Origin of the sequence: Modestobacter sp. VKM Ac-2983, assembly GCF_026967885.1 — a bacterium.
Lineage (GTDB): Bacteria > Actinomycetota > Actinomycetes > Mycobacteriales > Geodermatophilaceae > Modestobacter.
Genome location: NZ_JAPVBK010000004.1, coordinates 1 through 23,700, shown reverse-complemented (window position 1 = coordinate 23,700; position 23,700 = coordinate 1). Strand labels below are relative to the sequence as shown.

General features: G+C 72.9%; 22 protein-coding genes. 17 read left to right on the top strand and 5 right to left on the bottom strand.

Translation table 11 applies throughout. The features are described 5' to 3' along the window. Positions 1–65 precede the first annotated feature (65 nt). The 4 genes from O2W18_RS17295 to O2W18_RS17280 all read left to right on the top strand — a co-directional run bounded on the left by O2W18_RS17295 (position 66) and on the right by O2W18_RS17280 (position 4,551). On the top strand, positions 66–692 hold the full coding sequence (locus O2W18_RS17295; protein WP_269188682.1) for a TetR/AcrR family transcriptional regulator: 627 nt from the start codon (positions 66–68) through the stop codon (positions 690–692). 23 nt (positions 693–715) lie between these two features. Continuing rightward, positions 716–2,956: an MMPL family transporter gene (locus O2W18_RS17290; protein ID WP_269188681.1), complete on the top strand. Its 2,241-nt coding sequence runs from the start codon at positions 716–718 to the stop codon at positions 2,954–2,956. A 74-nt stretch (positions 2,957–3,030) separates the two neighbouring features. After that, a complete protein-coding gene (locus tag O2W18_RS17285) occupies positions 3,031–3,969 on the top strand; it encodes a hydroxymethylglutaryl-CoA lyase (RefSeq protein WP_269188680.1) in 939 nt (312 codons plus the stop codon). A gap of 57 nt (positions 3,970–4,026) precedes the next feature. Next, a complete protein-coding gene (locus O2W18_RS17280) occupies positions 4,027–4,551 on the top strand; it encodes a flavin reductase family protein (RefSeq protein ID WP_269188679.1) in 525 nt (174 codons plus the stop codon). Positions 4,552–4,593: 42 nt separating this feature from the next. Here the strand turns inward: O2W18_RS17280 and O2W18_RS17275 are convergent, their stop codons facing one another. After that, a complete protein-coding gene (locus O2W18_RS17275; RefSeq protein ID WP_269188678.1) occupies positions 4,594–5,328 on the bottom strand; it encodes an alpha/beta fold hydrolase in 735 nt (244 codons plus the stop codon). A gap of 70 nt (positions 5,329–5,398) precedes the next feature. On the opposite strand from O2W18_RS17275, the gene O2W18_RS17270 reads away from it, so the two are divergent. After that, the gene (locus tag O2W18_RS17270; protein WP_269188677.1) at positions 5,399–6,097 is read left to right on the top strand and encodes a helix-turn-helix transcriptional regulator; all 699 of its coding nucleotides are present in this window, start codon (positions 5,399–5,401) and stop codon (positions 6,095–6,097) included. 12 nt (positions 6,098–6,109) lie between these two features. On the opposite strand, the gene O2W18_RS17265 is transcribed toward O2W18_RS17270, so the two are convergent. From O2W18_RS17265 to O2W18_RS17250, 4 genes are all read right to left on the bottom strand, one after another. Further along, on the bottom strand, positions 6,110–8,446 hold the full coding sequence (locus O2W18_RS17265; RefSeq protein WP_269188676.1) for a SpoIIE family protein phosphatase: 2,337 nt from the start codon (positions 8,444–8,446) through the stop codon (positions 6,110–6,112). A 76-nt stretch (positions 8,447–8,522) separates the two neighbouring features. Further along, a complete protein-coding gene (locus tag O2W18_RS17260) occupies positions 8,523–9,005 on the bottom strand; it encodes a hypothetical protein (RefSeq protein ID WP_269188675.1) in 483 nt (160 codons plus the stop codon). Further along, a complete protein-coding gene (locus tag O2W18_RS17255; RefSeq protein ID WP_269188674.1) occupies positions 8,998–9,363 on the bottom strand; it encodes a hypothetical protein in 366 nt (121 codons plus the stop codon). Before O2W18_RS17255 ends, O2W18_RS17260 begins: the two co-directional genes overlap by 8 nt. 54 nt (positions 9,364–9,417) lie before the next feature. Then, entirely contained in the window at positions 9,418–10,410 is a 993-nt protein-coding gene (locus O2W18_RS17250) for an aldo/keto reductase (RefSeq protein ID WP_269188673.1), read from the bottom strand. Positions 10,411–10,602: 192 nt separating this feature from the next. On the opposite strand from O2W18_RS17250, the gene O2W18_RS17245 reads away from it, so the two are divergent. The 12 genes from O2W18_RS17245 to O2W18_RS17190 form a co-directional block, all read left to right on the top strand. Beyond that, positions 10,603–11,619, top strand: coding sequence for a siderophore ABC transporter substrate-binding protein (locus O2W18_RS17245; RefSeq protein ID WP_269188672.1), 1,017 nt, complete (start codon positions 10,603–10,605; stop codon positions 11,617–11,619). A gap of 61 nt (positions 11,620–11,680) precedes the next feature. Further along, positions 11,681–12,676 carry an ABC transporter permease gene (locus O2W18_RS17240; protein WP_269188671.1) on the top strand — a complete coding sequence of 332 codons (996 nt, stop codon included), beginning with the start codon at positions 11,681–11,683 and terminating at the stop codon, positions 12,674–12,676. Beyond that, the gene (locus O2W18_RS17235) at positions 12,666–13,694 is read left to right on the top strand and encodes an iron chelate uptake ABC transporter family permease subunit (RefSeq protein ID WP_269188670.1); all 1,029 of its coding nucleotides are present in this window, start codon (positions 12,666–12,668) and stop codon (positions 13,692–13,694) included. The genes O2W18_RS17240 and O2W18_RS17235 overlap by 11 nt, the downstream gene beginning before the upstream one ends. Beyond that, a complete protein-coding gene (locus tag O2W18_RS17230; RefSeq protein ID WP_269188669.1) occupies positions 13,691–14,449 on the top strand; it encodes an iron ABC transporter ATP-binding protein in 759 nt (252 codons plus the stop codon). The genes O2W18_RS17235 and O2W18_RS17230 overlap by 4 nt, the downstream gene beginning before the upstream one ends. 91 nt (positions 14,450–14,540) lie before the next feature. Continuing rightward, positions 14,541–16,307, top strand: a complete 1,767-nt coding sequence (gene ngg / locus O2W18_RS17225; protein ID WP_269188668.1) for an N-acetylglutaminylglutamine synthetase — start codon at positions 14,541–14,543, stop codon at positions 16,305–16,307. After that, positions 16,304–16,687 carry a fluoride efflux transporter CrcB gene (gene crcB, locus O2W18_RS17220; protein WP_331254087.1) on the top strand — a complete coding sequence of 128 codons (384 nt, stop codon included), beginning with the start codon at positions 16,304–16,306 and terminating at the stop codon, positions 16,685–16,687. The genes ngg and crcB overlap by 4 nt, the downstream gene beginning before the upstream one ends. Next, entirely contained in the window at positions 16,684–17,037 is a 354-nt protein-coding gene (locus O2W18_RS17215; protein ID WP_269188667.1) for a fluoride efflux transporter FluC, read from the top strand. Before crcB ends, O2W18_RS17215 begins: the two co-directional genes overlap by 4 nt. Positions 17,038–17,117: 80 nt before the next feature. Beyond that, complete coding sequence (locus O2W18_RS17210) at positions 17,118–18,509, top strand: alpha,alpha-trehalose-phosphate synthase (UDP-forming) (protein ID WP_269188666.1); 1,392 nt, start codon at positions 17,118–17,120, stop codon at positions 18,507–18,509. Further along, positions 18,506–19,249, top strand: a complete 744-nt coding sequence (otsB, locus tag O2W18_RS17205) for a trehalose-phosphatase (RefSeq protein ID WP_269188665.1) — start codon at positions 18,506–18,508, stop codon at positions 19,247–19,249. The genes O2W18_RS17210 and otsB overlap by 4 nt, the downstream gene beginning before the upstream one ends. 325 nt (positions 19,250–19,574) lie before the next feature. Beyond that, positions 19,575–22,082, top strand: coding sequence for a chemotaxis protein CheA (locus O2W18_RS17200; RefSeq protein ID WP_269188664.1), 2,508 nt, complete (start codon positions 19,575–19,577; stop codon positions 22,080–22,082). A gap of 1 nt (position 22,083) precedes the next feature. Further along, complete coding sequence (locus O2W18_RS17195) at positions 22,084–22,536, top strand: chemotaxis protein CheW (RefSeq protein ID WP_269188663.1); 453 nt, start codon at positions 22,084–22,086, stop codon at positions 22,534–22,536. A 91-nt stretch (positions 22,537–22,627) separates the two neighbouring features. Further along, positions 22,628–23,700, top strand: a 1,073-nt coding sequence (locus O2W18_RS17190; RefSeq protein ID WP_269188662.1) for an MCP four helix bundle domain-containing protein, incomplete at its 3' end; no start/stop codon positions are given.

Here is a 23,700-nt window from a genome sequence, read left to right as displayed (position 1 = left end):
TGGGGCCGGGACAGTGACCCATCTCGCCTCCCGATGCACAGGTGTATCCAATACAGTTCTGCATCGTGATCGACGTCGACCTGCAGCGGCCCAAGCGCCGTCGTGAGGCGACCGTCGAGCGGCTGCTGGACGCCGCCCTGCAGACCTTCGCCGAGCAGGGCTTCGCGGCGGCCAGCGTCGAGGACATCTGCAGCCGCGGTGGGTTGACCCGCGGCGCTTTCTACTCCAGTTTCACGTCCAAGGACGAGCTGTTCGAGGCGTTGATGACCCGCGAGGTCGAGCGTGACCTCGCCCGGGTCGCCGAGCTCCTCACCGGCCTGGCCGACGAGCCGGACCCGCTCGCCGCCGCGGTCGACCGGGTGCTGGGCGCCTTCCGCTGCGACCGCACCTGGGCGCTGGTGGTCACCGAGTACACGCTGCACGCCGCCCGGAACCCCGAGGCCGCGGAGGTGCTGCGCCGGCACGACGAGCAGGTCGGCAGCCGGCTCGCCGAGCTGGTCGACCGGATGGCCGCGGAGGCGGGGCTGACCTTCTCCCTGCCGGCGGCCGACCTCATCGGGGCGGCCACTGCGCTGCTCAGCGGGCTCACCGTCATGTCACTCACCGCGCAGGGCGATCTCGAGCCCCTGCGCCGCACCGCCCTGCTCTCCCTCGTCCGCGGTGCCGTGTCGAGCACCCCGACCACCCCCTGACCCGGCTGAACCCAGGAGAACCGATGTCCACCCTGCTCTACCGGATCGGCCGCGCGGCCTATCGCCGTCGCGGGCTCTTCTCCGTGGCCTGGCTCGCGGTCCTCGGGCTCGTCGTCGGGCTCTTCCTCACCATCGGTGGGGAGTTCGACGACGAGTTCACGATCCCCGGCTCGGAGTCCCAGGCGGCGCTGGACCGGCTCGACGACGTCTCGACCGCAGCGGCGGGGGCCGGTGCGCAGCTGGTCTTCGTCGCGCCCGAGGGCGCCACGGTGGCCGACCCCGAGTACGCCGCCGCGATCGCCGAGACCGTGGCCGCCGCCGGCCAGGTCGACCAGGTCGCCGCCGTGCAGGACCCCTTCGCCACCCAGTCGATCAGCCCGGACGGCCGTGCTGCCCTGGCGCCGGTGCAGTACTCGGTGCAGCCGCCCGAGCTCGGGGAGAACGCGCTCGAGGAGCTGCAGGCGGCCACCGCCGCCGCCACGGACGCGGGCCTGCAGGTCGAGGTCGGCGGCGGCGCCTTCAACACCGGTGCCGTCACCGTCGGCCCGCTGGAGCTCATCGGTGTCGTGGTCGCCGTCCTGGTGCTCGTGATCACCTTCGGGTCGCTGCTCGCGGCCGGGATGAACCTGCTGACCGCGCTGGTCGGGGTGGGCATCGGGCTCACCGGGCTGCTGGCGACGTCCGGGGTCATCACCCTCTCCTCGACCGCCCCGACGCTCGCGCTGATGATCGGCCTGGCGGTCGGCATCGACTACACGCTGTTCATCCTGTCCCGGCACCGCTCGCAGCTGGCCGCCGGCATGGACCCCGAGGAGTCCGCCGGGCGGGCCGCCGGCACCGCCGGGTCCGCGGTCGTGTTCGCCGGCCTGACCGTGATCATCGCGCTGTCCGGGCTCGCCGTCGTCGGCATCCCCTTCCTGACCGTGATGGGCCTGGGCGCCGCGGGGACGGTGCTGGTCGCCGTCCTGGTCGCGCTCACCCTGCTGCCCGCGCTGCTGGGCTTCGCCGGCGCCCGGCTGGTGCCCAAGCCCGGTTCCCGCGCCGCCCGCCGCGAGCACGCGCTCGCCGAGCACGCCGGCGCCCCGGCGCGCACCGGCGGCGCCCGGTGGGCCGCGATCGTCACCCGCCGCCCGGTGCTCACCGTCCTGGTCACGGTCGTCGGCCTGCTGGTGGTCGCGATCCCGGCGCTGCAGCTGCGGCTGGCCCTGCCCGACGCCAGCACCGCCCCCGAGGAGAGCACCACCCGGCAGGCCTACGACGCGGTCAGCGAGTACTTCGGTCCCGGTGCCAACGGCCCGCTCATCGTCTTCCTCGACGGGCTGGACCCGGCGACCGCCGAGCAGGCGGCCGGCCAGGCCGCAGCGGCGATCGGTGGCACGCCGACCGACCAGCCCGGGGAGTTCACCGGCGGGCTGGACGACGTCGCCTACGCCCTGCCCCAGGTGCTGGCCGACGGCACCGCCGCGATCGTCCAGGTGGTGCCGGAGAGCGGTCCGCAGGACGAGGCGACCACCGCGCTCGTGGCCGACCTGCGCGACCTCGCGGACGACCTGGAGGCCGACACCGGCGGGGACGTGACGGTGACCGGCCAGACCGCCGTCGCCATCGACGTCTCCGACCGGCTGGGCGACGCCCTGTTGCCGTTCACCCTGGTCGTCGTCGGCCTGGCGCTGGTCCTGCTGCTGCTGGTCTTCCGCTCGATCCTCGTGCCGATCAAGGCCGCGCTGGGCTTCCTGCTCTCGGTGGGCGCCTCGTTCGGCGCCGTCGTCGCGGTCTTCCAGTGGGGCTGGCTGATGGACGTCTTCGGCGTCCCGGCCACCGGCCCGGTCATCAGCTTCATGCCGATCCTGCTGATGGCGGTGCTCTTCGGCCTGGCCATGGACTACGAGGTCTTCCTCGTCTCCCGGATGCGGGAGGAGTTCGTGCACGGGGCCGCCCCGCGTGCGGCGGTGGTCGCCGGGATGCGGCACGCGTCCCGGGTGGTCGTCGCGGCGGCGCTGATCATGTTCTCGGTGTTCGGCAGCTTCGTGACCATCGAGGACGTGACCGTCAAGGCGATCGCCTTCGGCCTGGCGGTCGGCGTGCTGGTGGACGCCTTCGTCGTCCGGATGACGCTGGTGCCCGCGGTGCTGGCGCTGCTGGGTCGCTCGGCCTGGTGGCTGCCGCGCTGGCTGGACCGGCTGCTCCCCGACCTGGACGTCGAGGGCGCCAAGCTGAGCCGGCCCGTCGAGGTCGAGCGCACCCCGGAGCCGGTGGGCAGCTGAGGAGGCCCGGGTCCCGGTTCCACGTGGAACCGGGACCCGGGGGCAGGATGGGGCCGACGGCGAGGAGGCCTGACGTGAACGAGTTCGATCTGGTGCTGCCGACGGCGGTCGACGTCCGCGAGGTCGGGATGCGGGACGGGCTCCAGCTGGAGGACCCGGTCCCCCTGGCCGGCAAGCTGGCCATGCTCGAGGCGCTGGTGGCCACCGGCGTCCGGCGGATCGAGGTGACCTCCTTCGTCTCACCGAAGGCGGTACCGGCCCTGGCCGACGCCGACCAGGTCGCCGCCGAGCTGCACCGCTTCGACGGCGTGCACTTCTCCGCCCTGGTGGCCAACCCGCGCGGCGCCGTCCGCGCGGTGGACGCCGGCATCGCGCACCTGGAGTACGTCGTCTCCGCCGCCGACTCGCACAGCCGGGCCAACGCCGGGCGCTCCACCGCCGAGGCGGTCGCCGCGGTCGGGCAGATCGCCGAGCTCGCCCACGGCGCCGGCGGCTCCCTGGAGGTCATCGTCGCCACCGCCTGGGACTGTCCGTTCGACGGGCGGACGCCGGTGGCCCGGACCGTGGACGTCACCCGGGCCGCGGTCACCGCCGGCGCCGACCAGCTCTGCCTGGGCGACACCATCGGCACGACCACCCCGGCCCGCGTCGTCCGGCTGCTCGACGAGGTCCGCCGCGCCTGCCCTGGGGTGCCGCTGGGCGTGCACTTCCACGACACCCGCGGCACCGGCCAGGCCAACGCCCTGGCCGCCCTGCAGGCCGGCATCACCCAGCTCGACGCCTCGGTCGGCGGCCTGGGCGGGTGCCCGTTCGCCCCGGGTGCCAGCGGCAACATCGCCACCGAGGAGCTCGTCTACTGGCTGGCCGACGCCGACGTGGCGACCGGCATCGACCTGGACGCCGTCCTGGCCGCGGCTGCGGTCACCGAGCGGGCGGTCGGCCACGAGCTGCCCAGCTCCCTGTTCCGCGCCGGTGGGCGCAACGAGCCGCGCGGCGCGGTCCTGCCGGCCTGACCGTGGGTGACCGGTCGCACGGTGCCCCACCGGGTCGCGCGTGATGGGATCGACGGCGTGAACCCAGGTGCAGACGTCCCCCCGGCAGTGGTCGACCCCTCGGTGATGCGGGACGTGTTGGGCCACTTCGTCTCCGGCGTCACCGTGGTGACGGCGATGACCGCCGACGGCCCGGTGGGCTTCACCTGCCAGTCGTTCAGCTCGCTGTCCCTGGACCCGCCGCTGGTCGCCTTCGCCCCGGCCCGCACCTCGCGCACGTGGCCGCTGCTCCGCGAAGCCGGCCGCTTCTGTGTCAACGTGCTCGCCGACGAGCAGAGCGGCCTGTCCCGGCAGTTCGCCCGGTCCGGCACCGACAAGTACGCCGGCGTCCAGTGGGCAGCGAGCCCGCACGGGTCGCCGGTGCTCGCCGACGTCGTCGCCTGGATCGACAGCGAGCTGTGGGCCGAGTACGACGGCGGTGACCACACCATCGTCGTCGCCCGGGTGCTGGACCTCGGGGCTGATGCCTCCCGCACGCCGCTGCTGTTCCACCGCGGCGCCTACGGGCTCCAGCAGGCCCGGCTGGAGCCCGAGGAGCGCTGAGCTCGAGGAGCCCTGGGCCCTACTGACCGGGGAGCTCGCGCGTCAGTCGACTCGGGACGCTGCGTGGATCGCGTCCGCGAGGTCGCGAGGACGGCTCCACATGGGCCAGTGCCCGGTGGGGAGGTCGACGACGTCGAGCTGCTCGAGGTGGGCGACCTCGGCGAACACGGGGTGTCCTGCGCGGGCCAGTTCCAGCACCTGCGCGCTCGAGATCGAGCAGCAGACGAGCGTGGTCGCGACGCTCAGGCGTGCATCGTTCGTGAGCTCCACGGGCTGGCGGAGCACGGGACCGGGCTCGGGGACAGCTCGGGTCCGGAAGCGTTCGAGGACCTCGGGGCTCAGGCCCTCGAGGCTGGCCTGCTCCCCGAGGACGTCGAAGGGCGGCAGTGGCAGCTCCTGCAGTTCTCCCGGCACGTCCGGAGCGAAGACGGCTCCTGGCGCCACCGGCCCGGAGTCGATCCACACCACCCGGTGGACGAGCTCGGGGTGCCGGTCCAGGACGAGACTGACCGGGGCGTTGGCCCCACTGTGCGCGACGAGAACCGCCGGCTGGTCCTCGCAGACCCCGGCCCGTGCCATGACCTGCTCGATCGCCGCTGCTTGGTCGTCGAGGGTCCTGGTCGAACGCTCGGGGTCCTGCTCGTCCAGTCCGGGGAGCGTCATCGGGATCGCCGGCCCGTTGCCGGCTGGCAGGTGCTCCAGCACCTCGTCCCAGGCCCAGGCGCCCAGCCAGTGGCCGGCGATCAGGATGGTGGTCGGGCTGCTCGTCGTCGTCATGCCCCGATGCTCCTGGGCCGGCTGGACAGCTGTGTGTCACCATCTCTGTCATCAATCTGAGGTCGGGACAGTGAAGCGAGCGGAACGGCTCCATGCACTGTCCGAGATGCTGCGCCGCAACGGCGCGCGAGGATGCACGGCCGAGCGGCTGGCGACCGAGTTCGACGTGTCCGTGCGTACGGTCAAGAGAGACCTCGCTGCGCTGGAGAACAGCGGCGCGCCGATCTGGTCCCGTCCCGGGCCCGGTGGTGGCTACGGGTGGACCAGCGGCGGTTCCCTGCCGCCCGTCAGTCTCTCCCCGGCCCAGGCAGTGGCGCTCCTGGCGGCCGTCTCCGCTGCACCCGACGCGCCCTACGGCGATCTGGCCTCAGCCGCGGTCCAGAAGATCGTGGACGTCCTCGATCCCCGGACCCGGGCGAAGGCCGACGAGCTGGCGCGCCGGGTCTGGGTCAACGCGCCACCCTCCAGATCCCGCGCCACCAGGTCAGCGCTGGAGGCGGCGATGGCCGAACAACGGGTGGTCCGGATCCGCTACACCTCGAGCGACGGCACCACGACCACCCGCGACGTCGAACCCGTGTTGTTCGCCTCCATGAACGGCCAGTGGCACCTGGTCGGCTGGTGCCGGCTGCGCAACGCCATCCGGTGGTTCACCCTGTCCCGCATCGAGCGAGCCAGCACGACCACGATCGCCTGCGACGGCCACACGATCCACGAGGTCGGGACACCCCCGGTGAACGCCAGACCCGTACACGGCCCCCGCGACTGATCTGTTCGATGGTCAGTGCAGCTGGCCGAAGCGCAGGGCGAGCACGGCGACGTCGTCCCGGCGATCCGGGTCGGCCCCGACGGCGTGCAGGCACAGCGCGGCCGGGTCGTCGTCGACCGGGGCGTCCCGGAGTCGCTGGACCAGCGAGGCGATCCCCTGGTCCAGGTCCTCGCCCGGTCGTTCGATCAGCCCGTCCGTGTAGGCCACCAGCGTCGCCCCGGGCGGGATGCTGACTGCCCGGGACTCCCGCCGGTGCGTCACGTCGACGCCGATCAGCATCCCGGTGATCCCGTCGAGCATCTCGACCGTGCCGTCGACGTGGCGCAGCAGCAGGGGCGGGTGCCCGGCGTTGGCCAGCTGCAGGTGCCAGGGCTCGCCCGGGGCGCTCGGCCGCTGGACCCGGCCGTAGATCATCGTCGCCATCGGGGCCACGTGCAGGCCCTGCACCAGACGGTCCACCCGGCCGAGGATCTCCCCCGGATCGCCCTCGCCGGCGTCCCAGGCGCAGGCCCGGAGCAGACCGCGCAGGTGCCCCATCGCCGCGGCCGCGGCCACGTCGTGCCCGACTACGTCGCCCACGGCCAGCCCCACGCTGCCGTCGGGCAGGTGCAACAGGTCGTAGAAGTCGCCACCGACGTCGGCCGAGCTCGATGCGGCGAGGTAGTGGGCCGCGGCGTCGACGCCGGGGATGTCCGGGAGCTCGGGCAGCAGGGAGCGCTGCAGCGTCTCGGCGACGGTGTGCTCCTGCTGGTAGAGCCGCACGTTGTCCATCGCCATGGCGGCCCGGCGGGAGAGGTCCCGGGCCAGGTCGACGTCCTCGGGGCTGAAACGCCGGGTCTGGGTCTCGGCGACCAGGGTGAGCGCGCCGAGGGTGCGGCGGCGGGCGACCAGGGGAACGGTGAGCTGCGAGGAGGTGCCCAGCTCGGCCATCACCGCCCGCAGCGCCGGGTCGGGGGCGGCCGCGAGCAGGATCTCGTCGGTGATCTCCGGGACCAGGACCGGCTCGCTGGAGCGGAGCACCCGCCGGATGGGGGCGGCGTCGGGCAGGTCGGCGATCCGCAACGCGGCGAAGCGGCGCAGCTCCTCGGTCATCCCCCGCCGGTGGGCGGAGGAGGTGCCGGTGACCGCGCCGTGCTCGTCGACCAGGGTGACGAAGACCCAGTCGGCGAGCAGCGGGACGCAGAGGGAGGCCAGCCGCTCGAGCAGGTCGTCCATGTCCAGGGTCGCGCTGAGGGTGCTGGTCGCCTCGGCCATCAGCGCCAGCCGGCTCTGCGCCCGCTCGGCCTCGACCCGGGCGGCGTCCGCGGCGGCATGGGCCTCCTCGGCGTCCCGGCGGGCGGCCTGCTCGGCGGCGAACGCGGCCTGGCGGTCGTCCTCTACCCGGACCCGCTCGGTGACGTCGGTCTGCACCCCCACGAAGCTGACGAGCGTGCCGGCACCGTCGAACACCGGCGAGATTGAGACCTGGTTCCAGAAGGCCGTGCCGTCCTTGCGGTAGTTGAGCAGCGTGGTGGTGACCGGCTGCTCGTCGCGCAGCGCCTGGCGCAGGTCGTCGATCGCCTTCTGCTCGGTCGCCGGGCCCTGCAGGAAGCGGCAGTTGCGGCCGACGCTCTCCTCGTAGCTGTACCCGCTGATCCGGGTGAAGGAGGGGTTGACCCACACCAGGGGGTCGTCGTCCTGCCGGGGGTCGGTGATGGTGAAGGCGATGTCGGTGGCGACGACGGCGCGCTCCCGCAGCGCCTGCAGTTGCGCCTCCGGGTCGATGGTGCCGTCGGCGTCGTCGAGCTTGAGGAAGACCACGAGGGACAGCCGCTGGTCGCTGGCGTCGGCCGACAGCGGGAAGCCGGTCACCCACAGCACCTGGTCCGGTTCGTCCACCCTTGCGTTGGCCCGGTCCGCGTCGGAGCTGCGCCGCGGGCTCAGCCGCACCGCCTCGCCGGCGACCGGGCGGCCGGCCGCGACCAGCGAGAGCGGGCTCGCCGAGCTGGCCAGCGGGGAGCCGCCGAGGTCGGTGAGCCCGGCGGCCGCGCCCCAGGCATCGACGGGGACCGGCAGGCCGACGTTGCCGGCCAGTTCCCTCGCGGCGGTGTTGGCGTAGGTGACCGTGCCGGCGGCCTGGTCGATGACCAGGACGGCGACCGGGACGTCGGCGAGCACCCCCGGGAGCGCGGCCTGCGCGAGGTGCTGGGACTGGGTGCCCGAGACGGCGGCCTCGGCGGCGTCCACGATGGAGGCCTGCCGGGTGCGTTCGGGCCGGTCGGCGTCGACGGGCACGCCGTCGACGAGCGCAGCGTCGGCTTCGGGCGGGACCTGGCCGACGGACGGGCCCCCGGGTCTGTCTGACGGCACCGCGTGATTTTACGAGACGACCTTCGGTTGCGCACCACAGAGCTGGCTCCGCGGCGGCTCTCGTCCCCCGGTCGGGTCACACGGTGCGGTCGTCACCGCCCGCCGGAGCCTGTTCGGCGGCGACGTGGGACCTGCGGCGCAGCCACAGCAGCCCGAGCACCGGGAGCAGCAGCGGGACGTACCCGTAGCCCTGCCCGTAGCCCGACCACACGGTGGCGTCCGGGAACGCCGCCGGGTCCAGCAGCGACAACGTGCCCACCACCAGCACGCCGGCCAGCTCGATCGAGCAGGCGACCACGGCGGTGCGTCGGCCACCGCGACCACCGCGGGCCAGCCCGACCGTGGCGATCACGTAGACCACCGCGGCGACGGCCGACAGCAGGTAGGCCAGCGGCGCCTGGTCGAACTCCGTCGACAGCTGGACCGCCGCCCGTGCGCCCGCGGCGAGGGCGAACACCCCGTAGAGCGCGACCAGCACCCGACCGAAGCCGCCGATCGTGCCCGGCTCGGCGGACGTCCCCTCCGCGGCCGGCCGACCCAGCGCGCCGCCGTCAGCCACCGGTGACCTCCCACAGGTCCAGCAGCCGCCAGAGCATGACGGCGACGGCCAGCGCGGCCACCCCGAGCACCGTCCCCGCCCAGCGGGTGGGATCCGAACGGGCCCAGAGCAGCCCGGCCACCGGCAGCAGGACGACACTGAGCAGGTAGGCGAGGAACGTGGGCAGGTCCTCGGGCCGGTCCCCGCCCGCGAGCGCAGCCACCGCCACACCGAGCTGCGCGAGCAGCAGCAGCTCCAGCAGCCCGGCGCCGGCCAGGTGTGCGGTGCCGATCCGGCGGCGCAGCGCCGTGCTCAGCCCACCGAGGGCGGCCAGCACGACGGCGACGACGGTCGCGGCGACGACCAGCGGCGTGCTCACCGGTGGCGGCCGGTCAGGATGGGTGGCACGCCCCCATCCTGCCCGGCGGCCGGATCAGCGGTGCACGGTGGACATGTCCGGGTACCGGTCACCGGTCGCCGCCCCGGCCGGGGCGGCCTCGTCCAGCGCCCGCAGGTCCTCGTCGGTGAGGACGACGTCGGCGGCGGCGGCGTTCTCCTCCAGGTACCGCACCCGCTTGGTGCCCGGGATCGGCACGACCGCCGGGGCGCCGTCCCGGCCGGACTGGGCCATCACCCAGGCCAGCGCGAGCTGGGTGGCCGTGATCCCCTTGGTCTCGGCGAGCGCGCGGACCCGGTCGACGAGCTCCAGGTTCCGGATGAACGCCGCCCCCTGGAAGCGGGGGTTGCGCCGGCGGAAGTCGTCGGGTTCGAGGTCGTCGATGCTGCGGATCTGCCCGGAGAGGAAGCCGCGGCCGATCGGTGAGTAGGCGACGAAGCCGATGCCCAGTTCGGCGCAGGTGGCCAGCACGCCGTCCTCCTCCGGGTCGCGCGTCCACAGCGAGTACTCGGTCTGCAGCGCGGTGACCGGGAGGACGGCGTGCGCCCGGCGGATGGTGTCGGGTGCGGCCTCGGAGATCCCGGCGTGCCGGATCTTCCCCGCCTCCACCAGCTCGGCCAGTGCGCCCCAGGTCTCCTCGATCGGCACGGTCGTGTCGACCCGGTGCTGGTAGTAGAGATCGACGACGTCGACGCCCAGCCGTTGCAGCGATGCGTCGCACGCGCGGTGCACGTACTCGGCGCGGCCGTTGATCCGGAGGAAGGAGCCGTCCTCGGCGCGCTCGTTGCCGAACTTCGTCGCCAGCACGACCTCGTCCCGGCGGCCGGCGATGGCCTGACCGACGAGGCGCTCGTTGGTGAAGGGGCCGTACATGTCCGCGGTGTCGAGGAACGTGACGCCGAGGTCGAGTGCCCGCCGGACGGTGCGCTCGGCCTCCGCCTGGTCTCCGGTGCCGTAGAACTCGCTCATCCCCATGCAGCCCAGGCCCTGGGCGGAGACGGTCAGGTCGCGGAGCACGCGTGTCTGCATGGCCCCCTCCTGCCCGCGGACCGGAAGCCGCAACCGGCGAAGCGGGCGGCGGCGTCCCACTGCGTGGGAGATCCGGGCCGGAATGGTCACGAAGAGGTCACGGCAGGGTGACAGCTCCGGGTTCGGCTGATTGGTTAGGCACGCCTAAGTGAGGCGAGCTTTCCTTTGAACCATCTGAACCTGGAGTCCCGCATGCGCACAACGTCCCGGCCGCTGGCCGGTGCCGTCCTGTCCCTCTCGGCGCTCCTCGCCCTGGCCGCCTGCGGGAACGACGTCGCGACCGACACCGCCGCCGCCGCGGACGAGGCCGAGACCGTCACCTTCACCTGGGACCGGAACACCGCCGGCGAGGACGAGGACCCCGCGTACGAGGAGACGACCGTCGAGGTCCCGGCGGACCCCGAGAACATCGTCGTCTTCGACATGGCCAGCCTCGACACCATCGGCGCGCTGGGCGGCGAGGTCACGGGCGCACCGCTGGACTCGGTGCCCGAGTACCTGCAGGACAGCCTGGCCGAGGACGCCTACGACGTGGGCACCCTGTTCGAGGCCGACCTCGTGGCGATCGAGGCCCAGCAGCCCGACCTCATCGTCATCGGCGGCCGCTCCTCGGCGCTGTACGAGGACCTGAGCGAGATCGCGCCGACCGTCGACCTGAGCATGCGCGGGTCGTTCAGCGAGACGCTGGAGCGCAACGCCACCTTCCTGGGCGAGGTCCTCGGCGCCGAGGAGGAGGCGGCCACCGCGATCGAGGAGATCGAGGCAGGCATCGAGGAGGCCCAGCAGGTCACCGCCGACGCGGGCACGGGGCTGGGGCTGATGGTCTCGGGCGGCCGGCTCAGCGCGATGGCCCCCGCGGGTGCGGACGCGAGCGGGCGTGGCGCGCGCGGCGGCCTGATCTACGACACCTTCGGCGTGCAGCCGGTGGTCGAGGACATCGAGGCGGCCACGCACGGCGAGCCGGTCTCCTTCGAGTTCCTGCTCGAGACCAACCCGGACCACCTCTGGGTCGTCGACCGGGACGCCGCCACCAGCGCTGAAGGCGCCCAGGCGGCCGCCGAGGTGCTCGCCAACGAGATCGTCGCGCAGACGACCGCTGCCCAGGAGGGGCAGATCCACTACCTGGACCCGACCGCCTGGTACGTCGTCTTCGGCGGCATCGAGACCGCGCAGATCATGATCGACGACGTCCTGCAGATCGCCGACTGACCGTGTCGGCCCTGACCGAGCGCCCCTCCGGCCACCGTTGACGGCGCTCGCCACCCCCTCGATGAGCACCTCCACCCCGGCGCGGCCACGCCGCACCTGGGTGGGGGTGCTCATCGGCGTCCTCCTGGTCGTCCTGGCCTCCACCGGCCTGTTCGTCGGGGTCTCCGACGTGACCCCGGGCTCGGTCGCCAGCGGCGGCTCGGACGGCGACGCGGCCTTCCTGCTGGTCGCCAGCCGGATCCCGCGCACGCTCGCCGCGATCCTGGTCGGTGCCTCGCTGGGCATCGCCGGCCTGATCATGCAGATGCTCGTGCGCAACAAGTTCGTGGAACCGGGGACCACGGGTGTCAGCGAGTTCGCGACGCTCGGCATGCTCGCCACGATGGTCTTCCTGCCCGGCCTGGCCGTCGTCGGGAAGATGGCCGTCGCCGCGGTCTTCGGCCTCTTCGGCACCTGGGTGTTCCTGCGGGTGGTCCGGGTCGTGCCCGTGCGCCGATTGGTGCTCGTCCCGCTGGTCGGCATCATGCTCGGCGGTGTCGTCGGTGCCGTCACCACGTTCTTCGCCTACCGCCTCGATCTCCTGCAGTCCCTCGGACAGTGGTCCCAGGGCAGCTTCGCCTCGGTCATGCAGGGCCGGTACGAGTTCCTCTGGATCGCCGGGCTCATGGTCGGGATCGCCTGGTTGGCGGCCGACCGGTTCAGCGTGATCGGTCTCGGCGAGGAGTTCGCCACCAACCTCGGGCTGGACTACCGGCGGGTCGTCGCCGTCGGGATGGTGATCATCGCGGTGATCACGGCCGCAGTCCTGGTCACGGCGGGCATGATCCCGTTCCTGGGCCTCGTCGTCCCCAACATCGTCAGCCTCCTCATCGGGGACAACGTGCGCCGGGCGATCCCGTGGGTCGCGGGCCTCGGGGCCGTGTTCGTCCTGGCCTGTGACCTGATCGCCCGCGTCGTGCGCTTCCCCTACGAGATCCCGCTGTCGGTCGTCGTCGGCATCGTCGGCGCGGCCCTGTTCCTCTGGCTGCTGCTGCGGAGGCGGAGTCGTGCTCACTGATCCCCGTGCCACGGAGTCCGGTGCCCTGCCCGCCGCCGGCCTGCACCGCACCCGGCTCGCTGCCTCCTGGGCGAGCCCACGGTTCCGCCTGACCGTGCTCGGCGCGGTCGTCCTGGCCCTGATCGCCGGCTACCTGTTCACCGGCGTACCCGGGTCGCTCGCCTTCGCGCTGCGGATCCGTGGTCTCACGGTGCTCGCGATGCTCGTGGTCGCGACGGCGGTCGGCGTCTCCACGGTCGTGTTCCACACCATCACGCAGAACCGCATCCTCACCCCCTCGATCATGGGGTTCGACGCGTTCTACGTGCTGATCTCCACCCTCATCGTCTTCTCCTCCGGGTCGGCGGCGTTCCTGGCGTTGGACCAGCTCGCGTTGTGGCTCGTCCAGGTCGTGGTGATGGTCGCGTTCAGCGTGCTGCTGTTCACCTGGCTGTTCGGCGGCAAGCGGCGCTCCATCCACCTCATGCTGCTGGTCGGCATCGTGCTGGGGACGTTCTTCCGCAGCCTCTCCGAGTGGATGCAGCGCATGCTCGACCCGCTGGACTTCCAGGTGCTCACCGACGCGATGTTCGCCTCCCTCACCCGGCCCGACGAGACGCTCCTCGCGCTCACCGCCTGCCTCGTCGCCCTCGGCTGCGCCGTCGTCGTGCCGCTGCTGCGCACCCTGGACGTCCTCACCCTGGGCGAGCCGGCCGCCGTCGGTCTCGGGGTGGACCACAAACGCGTGGTGATGGTCCTCTTCGTCGGGGTCTCGGTCATGATCGCCGCCTCGACGGCGCTGGTCGGGCCGATCCTCTTCTTCGGCCTCATCGTCGCCAACCTCGCCTACTCCTACGTGGGGTCCTTCCGGCACGTGTGGACGCTGCCCGCCGCCGTGGGAATCGGCATGGTGTGCCTGCTGGGCGGCCAGCTGGTCCTCGAGCGGCTGTTCGGCTTCGGCGGCGCGTTGTCCATGGTCATCGACTTCGCCGGTGGCCTGTTCTTCCTGTACCTCGTGCTGCGAAAGGGGGCGCGGTGATCGCGCTCGAGAAGGTCACCAAGCGCTACGGCCGGCAGACGGTCGTCGACGACGTCTCGATCACGTTCGGCGGGGAGGGGGTGACGGCGCTCATCGGCCCCAACGGCGCCGGGAAGTCGACGCTCTTCGGCCTCGTCGGCCGGCTGCTCTCCCCCGACGCGGGCCGGATCACCGTCGACGGGACGGACATCGCGTCGACGCCGTCCAGCGAGCTCGCCAAGGTCCTCGCGGTGCTGCGCCAGGACAACCACATCGCGGCGCGGCTGACCGTGCACGACCTCGTGGAGTTCGGGCGCTTCCCGCACTCGCGGGGGCGGCTCACGGTGCGCGACCGGGAGCACATCGAGAGCGCGATCGGCTACCTCGAGCTCGGCGCCTACCGGGACAGGTTCCTCGACGAGCTGTCCGGCGGGCAGCGGCAGCGGGCCTTCGTCGCGATGGTGCTCGCCCAGGACACCAAGTACGTCCTGCTCGACGAGCCGCTGAACAACCTCGACCTGCGGCACATGACCGAGATCATGCGGCTCATCCGGCGGACGGCCGACGAGCTCGGCAAGCGGGTGGTCATCGTGCTGCACGACATCAACGTCGCGGCCACCTACGCCGATCGCATCGTCGCGATGCGCGACGGCATCGTCGTGGCCGACGCCGCTGCGCGCGAGGTCATGCGCCCCGACGTGCTCGCCGCCGTCTACGACACCCCCGTCGACGTCCGCGAGATCGACGGCAAGCCGGTCGCGCTCTACTACGGCTGATGCGACCGGGCTGTCGCGCTGCGCGGCGGGCGACCGGTCGACCGGTTCCACGTGGAACGTGCCAGAAACGGCGGTCGCCTACGGTGGACCGGTGACCAGCGCACCCCGGAGGTTGGCCGGCCACCGCACGCGTCGCGAAGCCGGCGCGACGTTCAGCAGCCGCTCCTGGCAACGGCCCGCGGCGCACGAGCGCGCGGGCATGCAGGACGACGTCGTCCTGGACATGGGCTGGGGCCGGCTGGTGTTCGGCCAGACCTTCGACGACCTCTCCGGCGTGCTGGCCGCGCTGCGGGCCGAGGAGTCCGGGCGGCGGGACATCTGCGTCTACCCGTGGGACCCGCAGGTGCTCGTGGGCATGGCCCCCGACGAGCTGTTCATCGACCCCTCCTTCGTCTACCGGCTGCCGCTGCACCGCTACCGGCCCCGGGAGGAGGTGATCCGGGGCGTCTTCGTGCGCACGGTGACCTCCGCGGCCGAGATGAACCGGATCAACGAGCTCTACGCCCGTGCCGGCATGGTCACCGGCGACGCCGCCACGATGTGGCGGAACCACCGCACCCGCACCTTCACCTACCTCGTCGCCGAGGACACGCGCACCGGGCGGGTCATCGGGACGGTCACCGGCGTCGACCACCAGCTGGCGTTCGGCGACCCCGACGGCGGCGCGAGCCTGTGGTGCCTGGCCGTCGATGCGCAGGACGCACCGGCCGGCGCCGGCGAGGCGCTGGTGCGGGTGCTCGCCGAGCGGTACGCGGCCCGGGGCCGGGCGCACCTGGACCTGTCGGTCATGCACGACAACCGCGCGGCCATCGCGCTGTACCGCAAGCTGGGCTTCTCCCGGATCTCCGCGGTCTGCGTCAAGCGGAAGAACCCGATCAACACCCCGCTGTTCGCCGCTCCCCCGCCCGGCCTGAACGAGCTCAACCCCTACGCGCGGGTCATCGCCGACGAGGCGCTGCGCCGCGGGATCCGGGTGGAGGTCACCGACGCCGAGTTCGGCGAGCTGCGGCTGGCGCTGGGCGGGCGCTCGGTGCTCACCCGGGAGTCGCTGTCGGAGTTCACCTCGGCGGTGGCGATGAGCCGGTGCGACGACAAGCGGGTGACCCGCCGGATCATGGACCGTGCCGGTGTCCGGGTGCCCCGCGGCGCCGTGGTGGTCGACGACGCGGACGCCGCGGCCCGGCGGCTGCTGGCCGACTGCGGCGCCGTGGTGGTCAAGCCGGCCCGCGGCGAGCAGGGCAAGGGCATCACCGTCGGCGTCCGCGACGAGCCGGCGCTGGAGCGGGCCCTCGCGCTGGCGGTGCAGCACTGCCCCGACGTCCTGGTCGAGGAGTTGGTCGCCGGCGACGACCTGCGGGTCGTGGTGATCGACCACCGGGTGGTCGCCGCCGCCCTCCGCCGGCCGGCCGAGGTCGTCGGCGACGGCCGGCAGGACGTGACCGCCCTGGTCCGGGAGGCCAGCCGCCGCCGACAGCGGGCCACCGGCGGGGAGTCGAGCATCCCGCTGGACGACGCCACGGCCGAGGTGGTCGCCGACGCCGGGCACACCATGGACGACGTCCTTCCCCGGGGCCAGCGGCTGCGGGTGCGGCGGACGGCGAACCTGCACACCGGCGGCACGATCGACGACGTCACCGACCGGCTGCACCCCGACATCGCGGCAGCGGCCGTGCGGGCCAGCCGGGCCATCGGCATCCCGGTGACCGGGCTGGACTTCATGGTCCCGGAGGTCACCGGGCCCGAGCACGTGTTCATCGAGGCGAACGAGCGGCCCGGGCTGGCCAACCACGAGCCGCAGCCGACGGTCGCCCGCTTCGTCGACCTGCTGTTCCCGGAGACCCGCGGGGCGGACCGCTGATCGGCTACCTCGCCGCTGCCCTCGGCGGGGTGCTCGGGGCGGTGGCCCGCTGGGGCGTGGCCGGGGCGTTCCCCTCGTCCGCCGGGGGGTGGCCGTGGGCCACGCTGCTGGTCAACCTGACCGGGTGTGCGCTGATCGGTGTGCTGCTGGCCGTCCTGCTGGCCCGGCACCCGGACTCCGCGTGGCTGCGGCCGTTCCTGGCGACCGGGGTGCTCGGTGGGTACACGACGTTCTCCACCTTCGCGGTCGAGACCGTGCAGCTGGTCGAGGGCGGCGCCGCCCTCCTGGCCGGCGGCTACGTGCTCGTGTCGGTGATCGGGGGCGTGCTGGCGGTGCTCGCCGGGCTGACCGCCGGCCGCGCGGTGGTGAGCCGGTCGTGACGGTGCTGTGGGTGGCGCTGGGGGCGCTGGCCGGAGCGCCGCTGCGGCTGCTCGCCGACCGGGTGGCCACCGCCCTCCGGGGCCGGGGCAGCGTGCTGGGGACCCTGTCGGTCAACGTGCTGGGCAGCGCCCTCCTCGGGGTGCTGCTGGGCCGGTCCGACGTCTCCCCCGCCGTCCTCGCGCTGGTGGGCACCGGCTTCTGCGGCACGCTCACCACCTTCTCGACCTTCGGCTGGGACGTCGTCCGGCTGGTGGAGGAACGCGCCGTGCTGCGCGCGCTGGGCCACGTCATCGCCTCGCTGCTGCTCGGGCTGGGTGCCGCGGCGGCCGGGTTGCTGGTCTCCCGCTGAACCGCGATGCGCACCAGGTGGGCCGCGTCACCTAGGGTCGGTGCGGGATGAGTGGATCAACGCGCACCGGAGGAGATCAGGTGGAGGCCGACAGCCCGGTGGTGGTGGTCGCCAACCGACTGCCCGTCGATCAGGTGACCGACCCGGACGGGACGACGCGGTACCAGCGCAGCCCCGGCGGCCTGGTCACCGCCCTCGAGCCGTTCGTCGCCGGCCGCGGCGGCGCCTGGGTCGGCTGGTCGGGCGCTGCGGGCGACGCCCCGGATCCCTTCGAGTCCGGCGGCATGTCGCTGGTGCCGGTGCCGCTCACCGAGGAGGAGGTGGACCGCTACTACGAGGGGTTCTCCAACGCCTCGCTGTGGCCGCTCTACCACGACGTCGTGGAGAAGCCGGAGTACCACCGCAAGTGGTGGGACGCCTACGTCCAGGTCAACAAGCGGTTCGCCGACCGGGCCGCCGGGGTGGCCGCCGAGGGCGCGATCGTCTGGGTGCACGACTACCAGCTGCAACTGGTGCCGGCGATGCTGCGGCAACAGCGCCCCGACCTGACCATCGGCTTCTTCCTGCACATCCCGTTCCCGCCGTACGAGCTGTTCACCCAGCTGCCATGGCGCTCGGCGATCATCGAGGGGCTGCTCGGCGCGGACCTGATCGGCTTCCAGCAGCCGTCGGCGGCCAGCAACTTCGTCAACCTCGCCCGACGGCTGCACGACCTCCCGTGCAAGGGCAACACCGTCTCCTACGAGGGCCGCACGGTCACCGCCAAGGCGTTCCCGATCTCCATCGACGTGACCGCCTTCGACGAGCTCGCCCGCACCCCCGAGGTGCTGGCCCGGGCCGCGGAGATCCGCGAGGAGCTGGGCCAGCCGGACAAGATCGTGCTCGGCGTCGACCGGCTCGACTACACCAAGGGCATCGGGGTCCGCCTGGAGGCGTTCGAGGAGCTGCTCGAGGACGGCGCGCTGGAAGCCCCCTCGACGGTCCTGGTGCAGGTGGCCACCCCCAGCCGCGAGCGGGTCGAGCACTACGTGACCATGCGGGAGACGATCGAGCAGCAGGTCGGTCACATCAACGGCGTCTACGGCTCGATGGCCGGGCCGGCGGTGCACTACTTCAACCAGTCGATGCCCCGCGAGGAGCTGGCCGCGATGTACCGGGCGGCCGACGTCATGCTCGTCACGCCCTATCGCGACGGGATGAACCTGGTCGCCAAGGAGTACGTCGCCGCCCGGGGTGACAACGGTGGCGTGCTGGTGCTCAGCGAGTTCGCCGGAGCCGCCGCCGAGCTCAAGCAGGCGCTGCTGGTCAACCCGCACGACATCACCGGGGTGAAGGCACAGCTGCTGCGCGCGCTCCGGATGGAGCCGGCCGAGAGCGCCAAGCGGATGAAGGCGATGCGCCGGCACATCACCAAGCACGACCTCGACCACTGGGCCAGCTCCTTCTTCGAGTCGCTGCAGGCCCAGGCATGACCGCGGCCCTCGACCAGGCGCTGGACGAGCTGGCCGGGCGCCGTCCGCTGCTGCTGGCCAGTGACTACGACGGCGTGCTGGCCCGGCTGCGGGACGACCCGGCAGCGGCCGTGCCCGAGCCCGGGGTCGGCGACCTGCTGGCCCGGTTGGCGGCCGTCGACGGGGTGACCGTCGCCCTGGTGAGCGGCCGCGGCGTCGCCGACCTGCAGGACACCAGTGGGCTGACCGGCCCGTTCCGCTGGGTGGGCAGCCACGGCGCGGAGTTCGACGGGCCACTGACCGGTGACCTCGCTGTCCGCCGGGACGAGCTCGCGGCGGCGCTCGCCCCGCTGGTCGAGGCCGTCCCCGGTGCCCGGCTGGAGCACAAGCCGGCCAGTGCCGCGGTGCACGTGCGCACCGTCGCCGACCGTGCTGCGGCGTCCCGGCTGCTCGCCGAGGTCGCCGCCGGCCCCGGCGCCGACCCGGCGCTCACCGCCAAGCCGGGCAAGGACGTGCTGGAGCTGGCGGTCACCGACGCCGACAAGGGGTCGGCCCTGGTCCGGTTGCGCGCGGAGCTGGGCGCCGAGGGCGTGCTGTACCTCGGGGACGACGTGACCGACGAGGACGGCTTCCGCGCTCTGGCCCCCGACGGCGTCACGGTCAAGGTCGGTGACGGTGACACCGCCGCGGCCCACCGGGTGCCCGACCTGGACGGTGTGCGCGCCGTCCTCGAGCGCCTGGTCGCCGCCCTGCACGCCTGAACGGGCAGTCCCACCGGCCTCACCAGGCCCTTTCTGTTCCCTGCTCCCCCACTGTGACCGTCGGCCCCCCGGGCCGGCGGTCACAGTCGTTCCCGGCGCTGCCGATTCGTCACATCACGCCGTGGTCTCGCCACCTGACCTGGTCGGACGCTGGTCCGCGGCCATTGTCGACATGGGAATGAAACACCATTTCAGACCCATGGAATGACAATTCAGAAAAGGCGAGTGCTCGCATGGACTTCACCTTCAGGTGGTCCGGCGGGCGCCGATGAAGCCATCGCTGTGCGGGGCACGCCCCACGGCGCACCAAGGGGAAGAGGCAGGCGTGGAAGGTCTGGACGACATCGTCGAGGAGTTCCTCGTGGAGAGCCACGAGAACCTCGACCAGCTGGACCAGGATCTGGTCGCACTGGAGCAGGACCCCCGTTCACGGGACCGGCTCTCGAGCATCTTCCGGACCATCCACACGATCAAGGGCACCAGCGGGTTCCTGGCCTTCAACCGGCTGGAGGAGGTCGCGCACGTCGGGGAGAACCTGCTCTCCCGGCTGCGGGACGGCGCCCTGGAGCTGACCCCGGTCCGCACCGACGCACTGCTGCACATGGTCGACACCATCCGGGCCCTGCTCGCCGCCATCGAGGCCTCCGGTGGGGAGGGCTCCGTCGTGGTCGCCGACACCGTCGCCACGCTCAGCGCCGTCCTCGAGGACGCCCCGGCCCCGGTCGCCGCGCCCGAGCCGGAGGCCGCACCGGCCACGGCCGAGGTGCCGGCCGAGGTACCGGTCGAGGCCCTTGCGGTCCCGGCCAAGCCCGCGCCCGCCAAGCGTGCCGCCGCCAAGAAGGCGCCGGTCAAGAAGGCCGCGCCGAAGACCCCCCGTGTCACCAAGGCCGCCGCACCGGCCATCCCCAAGCCGGCTCCCGTGCCGGCCGCCGAGATGGTCCCGGCCGCACCGCCCACGCCGGCTCCGGCCGTCGACGTCCCGAAGGAGGTCCCCATGGAGGTCCCGGTGGCCCAAGCTCCCGTTGAGGCCCCCGCCCTGCCCCCGGCCGCGGCCGAGCCCGTGCCGGAGCCCGGTGAGGAGCGCGCCGGCGCCCAGCCCGGCCGCCGGGCCGTGGCCGACAGCACCATCCGGGTCGACGTCGACCTGCTCGACGCCCTGATGCTGCTCGTCGGTGAGCTCGTGCTCACCCGCAACCAGATCGTCCAGTACGTCGGCCGGCAGACCGACCAGGACCTGGTCCGGGCCTCCCAGCGGCTGAACCTGATCGCCAGCGAGCTGCAGGAGGGCGTCATGAAGACGCGCATGCAGCCGATCGACCACATCTGGAGCAAGCTCCCCCGCGTCGTCCGTGACCTCGGTCTGCAGTGCGGCAAGTCGGTCCGCCTGGAGATGGAGGGCCGGGAGACCGAGCTGGACAAGACCCTGCTCGAGGCGGTCAAGGACCCGCTGACCCACCTGGTCCGCAACTCCGTCGACCACGGCGTCGAGCCGATCGGGGTCCGCACGGCCGCCGGGAAGCCGGCCGAGGGCGTGCTGACCCTGCGGGCCCGGCACGAGAGCGGCCAGGTCGTGGTCGAGGTCGCCGACGACGGCGCCGGGATCGACCCGGTGAAGATCGGCGCCAAGGCCGTCGAGCGCGGGCTGCTCACCCCGGACGCGCTGTCCCGGATGAGCCCCGCCGACATCCTGCAGCTGGTCTTCCTGCCCGGCTTCTCCACCGCCGCCGCGGTCACCAACGTCTCCGGCCGCGGCGTCGGGATGGACGTGGTCAAGACCAACATCGAGTCCATCGGCGGCACGATCGAGGTCGAGTCGGTGCCCGGACGTGGCACCTGCACCCGGCTCCGGATCCCGCTGACCCTGGCGATCGTCCCGGCCCTGACCATCGAGTGCGCCGGCGACCGCTACGCCATCCCGCAGATCAGCCTGCAGGAGCTCGTCGCCCTGGACGCCGAGAAGGCCGCAGCCGCCGTCGAGGAGGTCGGTGGGGCGTCGGTCTACCGGCTCCGTGGCGAGCTGCTCCCCCTGGTGCACCTCGCCGACGTCCTGGGCCTGCCCTCCGACCGGCACGACGGCCACGTCGTCATCGCGGTGCTCCGCTCGGAGGGACGCCGGTTCGGGCTGGTCGTCGACCGGGTCATCAACACCGAGGAGATCGTCGTCAAGGCCGTCGGTGGCCAGATGAAGGCCATCGGGCTGTACTCGGGAGCCACCGTGCTCGGGGACGGCGCGGTCGCGCTCATCCTCGACGTCCAGGCGCTCGCCCGCCGGGCCCTGCGCGCCGAGACCGCGGAGCGCCAGGAGGCCCGGGCAGCCGCCAGCGTCACCATCGCCGTCCAGGAGCGGCAGCGGATGCTGCTCGCGGCCATCGGCGGCGGCCGGCGGGTCGCCATCCCGCTGGACACCGTCACCCGGCTGGAGCAGGTGCGCAGCGAGACCGTCGAGCGCGTGGGCTCTCGCGAGGTGGTCCAGTACCGCGGCGCGATCCTGCCGATCGTCCGGCTCGACCGGCACCTGGGCGCGTTCGGCGACACCGAGCGGGAGACGCTGGAGGTCATCGTCTACGCCGACCACGGGCGCAGCGTGGCGATCGTGGTCGAGGAGATCCTCGACATCGTCGACGGCGAGGCCTCGGTGCACAGCGACATCGACGACCTCGGCCTGCTCGGTTCGGCCGTCATCGGCGACCGCGTCACCGAGCTGCTCGACGTCCGGGCGGCCATCCTCGCCGCCGACCCGGCGTTCTACACCACGGCGCCGGCCGCCTTCCCCTCCCCCGATGCGTTCGACGTCGACGGCGCCGGGTTCCCCGCCCCCCTGATGGAGGTCTGACATGAGCACCGCGACCGAAGCCTGGACCGTGCCGGCGACCAGTCAGCTCGCCACCTTCTGGCTGGACGGCGACCTCTACGGCGTCGAGGTCGAGCACGTCCAGGAGGTGCTGCGCAGCCAGAGCATCACCCGGGTGCCGCTGGCACCGCCGGCCGTCGCCGGGCTGATCAACCTGCGCGGCCAGGTCGTCACCGCGATCGAGCTGCGGGAGCGGCTCGGCCGGCCGGCCCGCCCGGAGGGTGAGCAGCCCGTCGTGATCGTCGTCCGGCTGCACGGCGAGGCGGTCAGCCTGCTGGTCGACAGCATCGCCGACGTCGTGGACGTCGACGTCCGCGACTTCGAGGCCCCGCCGGACACGCTCGACGGTGCGGCCCGCGACCTGATCCGGGGCGCCTACAAGCTCTCCGGCCAGCTGCTCCTCGCCCTCGACGTGAACCGCGCAGTCGGCACCTGAGCACGGGGGCCCCGTCCTCCCCGGGACGGGGCCCCACCTCTCCGCACCACCCTCCCCTCACCCGATCCGCCCCTCTCCCTGGAGAAAGACCATGAGCACCACAGCACTCCCCTCTCGGCGGTTCGGGTGGTTCGCCGACCGACCGATCGGCGTCAAGATCGGGGCGGTCATCGCCCTGCTGGCCCTCGTCGTCCTCGGCACCAACGTGCTGGCCATCGGCCGGATCAACGACATGCGCGACGGTCAGCAGGCCATCTACACCGAGAACCTCAAGCCGCTGAACTCACTGTCGGCAGTGCAGCGGGCTACCGCCGCACACCGGGCCCGCGTGCTCGAGTTCGCCTTCTCCGACGGGGCCCGTCAGCAGGAGCTGATCGGCCAGATGGAGGACAAGCAGGCTGACGTCGAAGCCGCGCTGGCGGAGTACCAGCCCTACATCGTCGACCAGGCCGCCATGGACAAGTACCTGGACGCCCGCGCCTCGCTGCTCCAGCTGCTGACCACGACCGCCTTCCCGCTGGGGTCCACGGGCAACGTCGCCGGCTACGCCCAGCTGGTCCGGGAGACGATGCAGCCGCTGTTCGACGACATCGCCGACGGGCTGGAGGAAGAGGGCATCGCCCAGTCCGAGCAGGCCTCGGCGCGCAACGCCACCGCTGCCGACGAGGCGAGCAGCTCGATCACGCTGCTGCTGACCGTCTCGATCGTGTCGATCGTCATCGCCGCCGCGCTCGCCTTCCTGGTGGTCCGCCGGATCCTCGCCACGGTCGGCTCGGTGCAGCGTTCGGTGCAGGCCATGGCCGACGGTGACCTGACCGTGCTGCCCGAGGTCCGCGACCGGGACGAGATCGGCCAGATGGCCGAGTCGCTCGCCGCCGCGCAGACCAACCTGCGCTCGGTGATGGCCTCCGTCGTCGCCTCGTCCGATGCGGTCGCCGTCGCCTCGGAGGAGCTGTCGGCGTCCTCGGCGCAGATCTCATCCTCGGCGGAGGAGACCTCGGCGCAGTCCGGGGTGGTGTCGGCGGCGGCGGAGGAGGTCTCCCGGAACGTGGCGACGGTGGCTGCCGGTGCCGAGCAGATGGGCGCGTCGATCCGGGAGATCTCCCAGAACGCGAACGAGGCGGCTCGGGTGGCGGCGCAGGCGGTGGCGGAGGCGGAGACGAC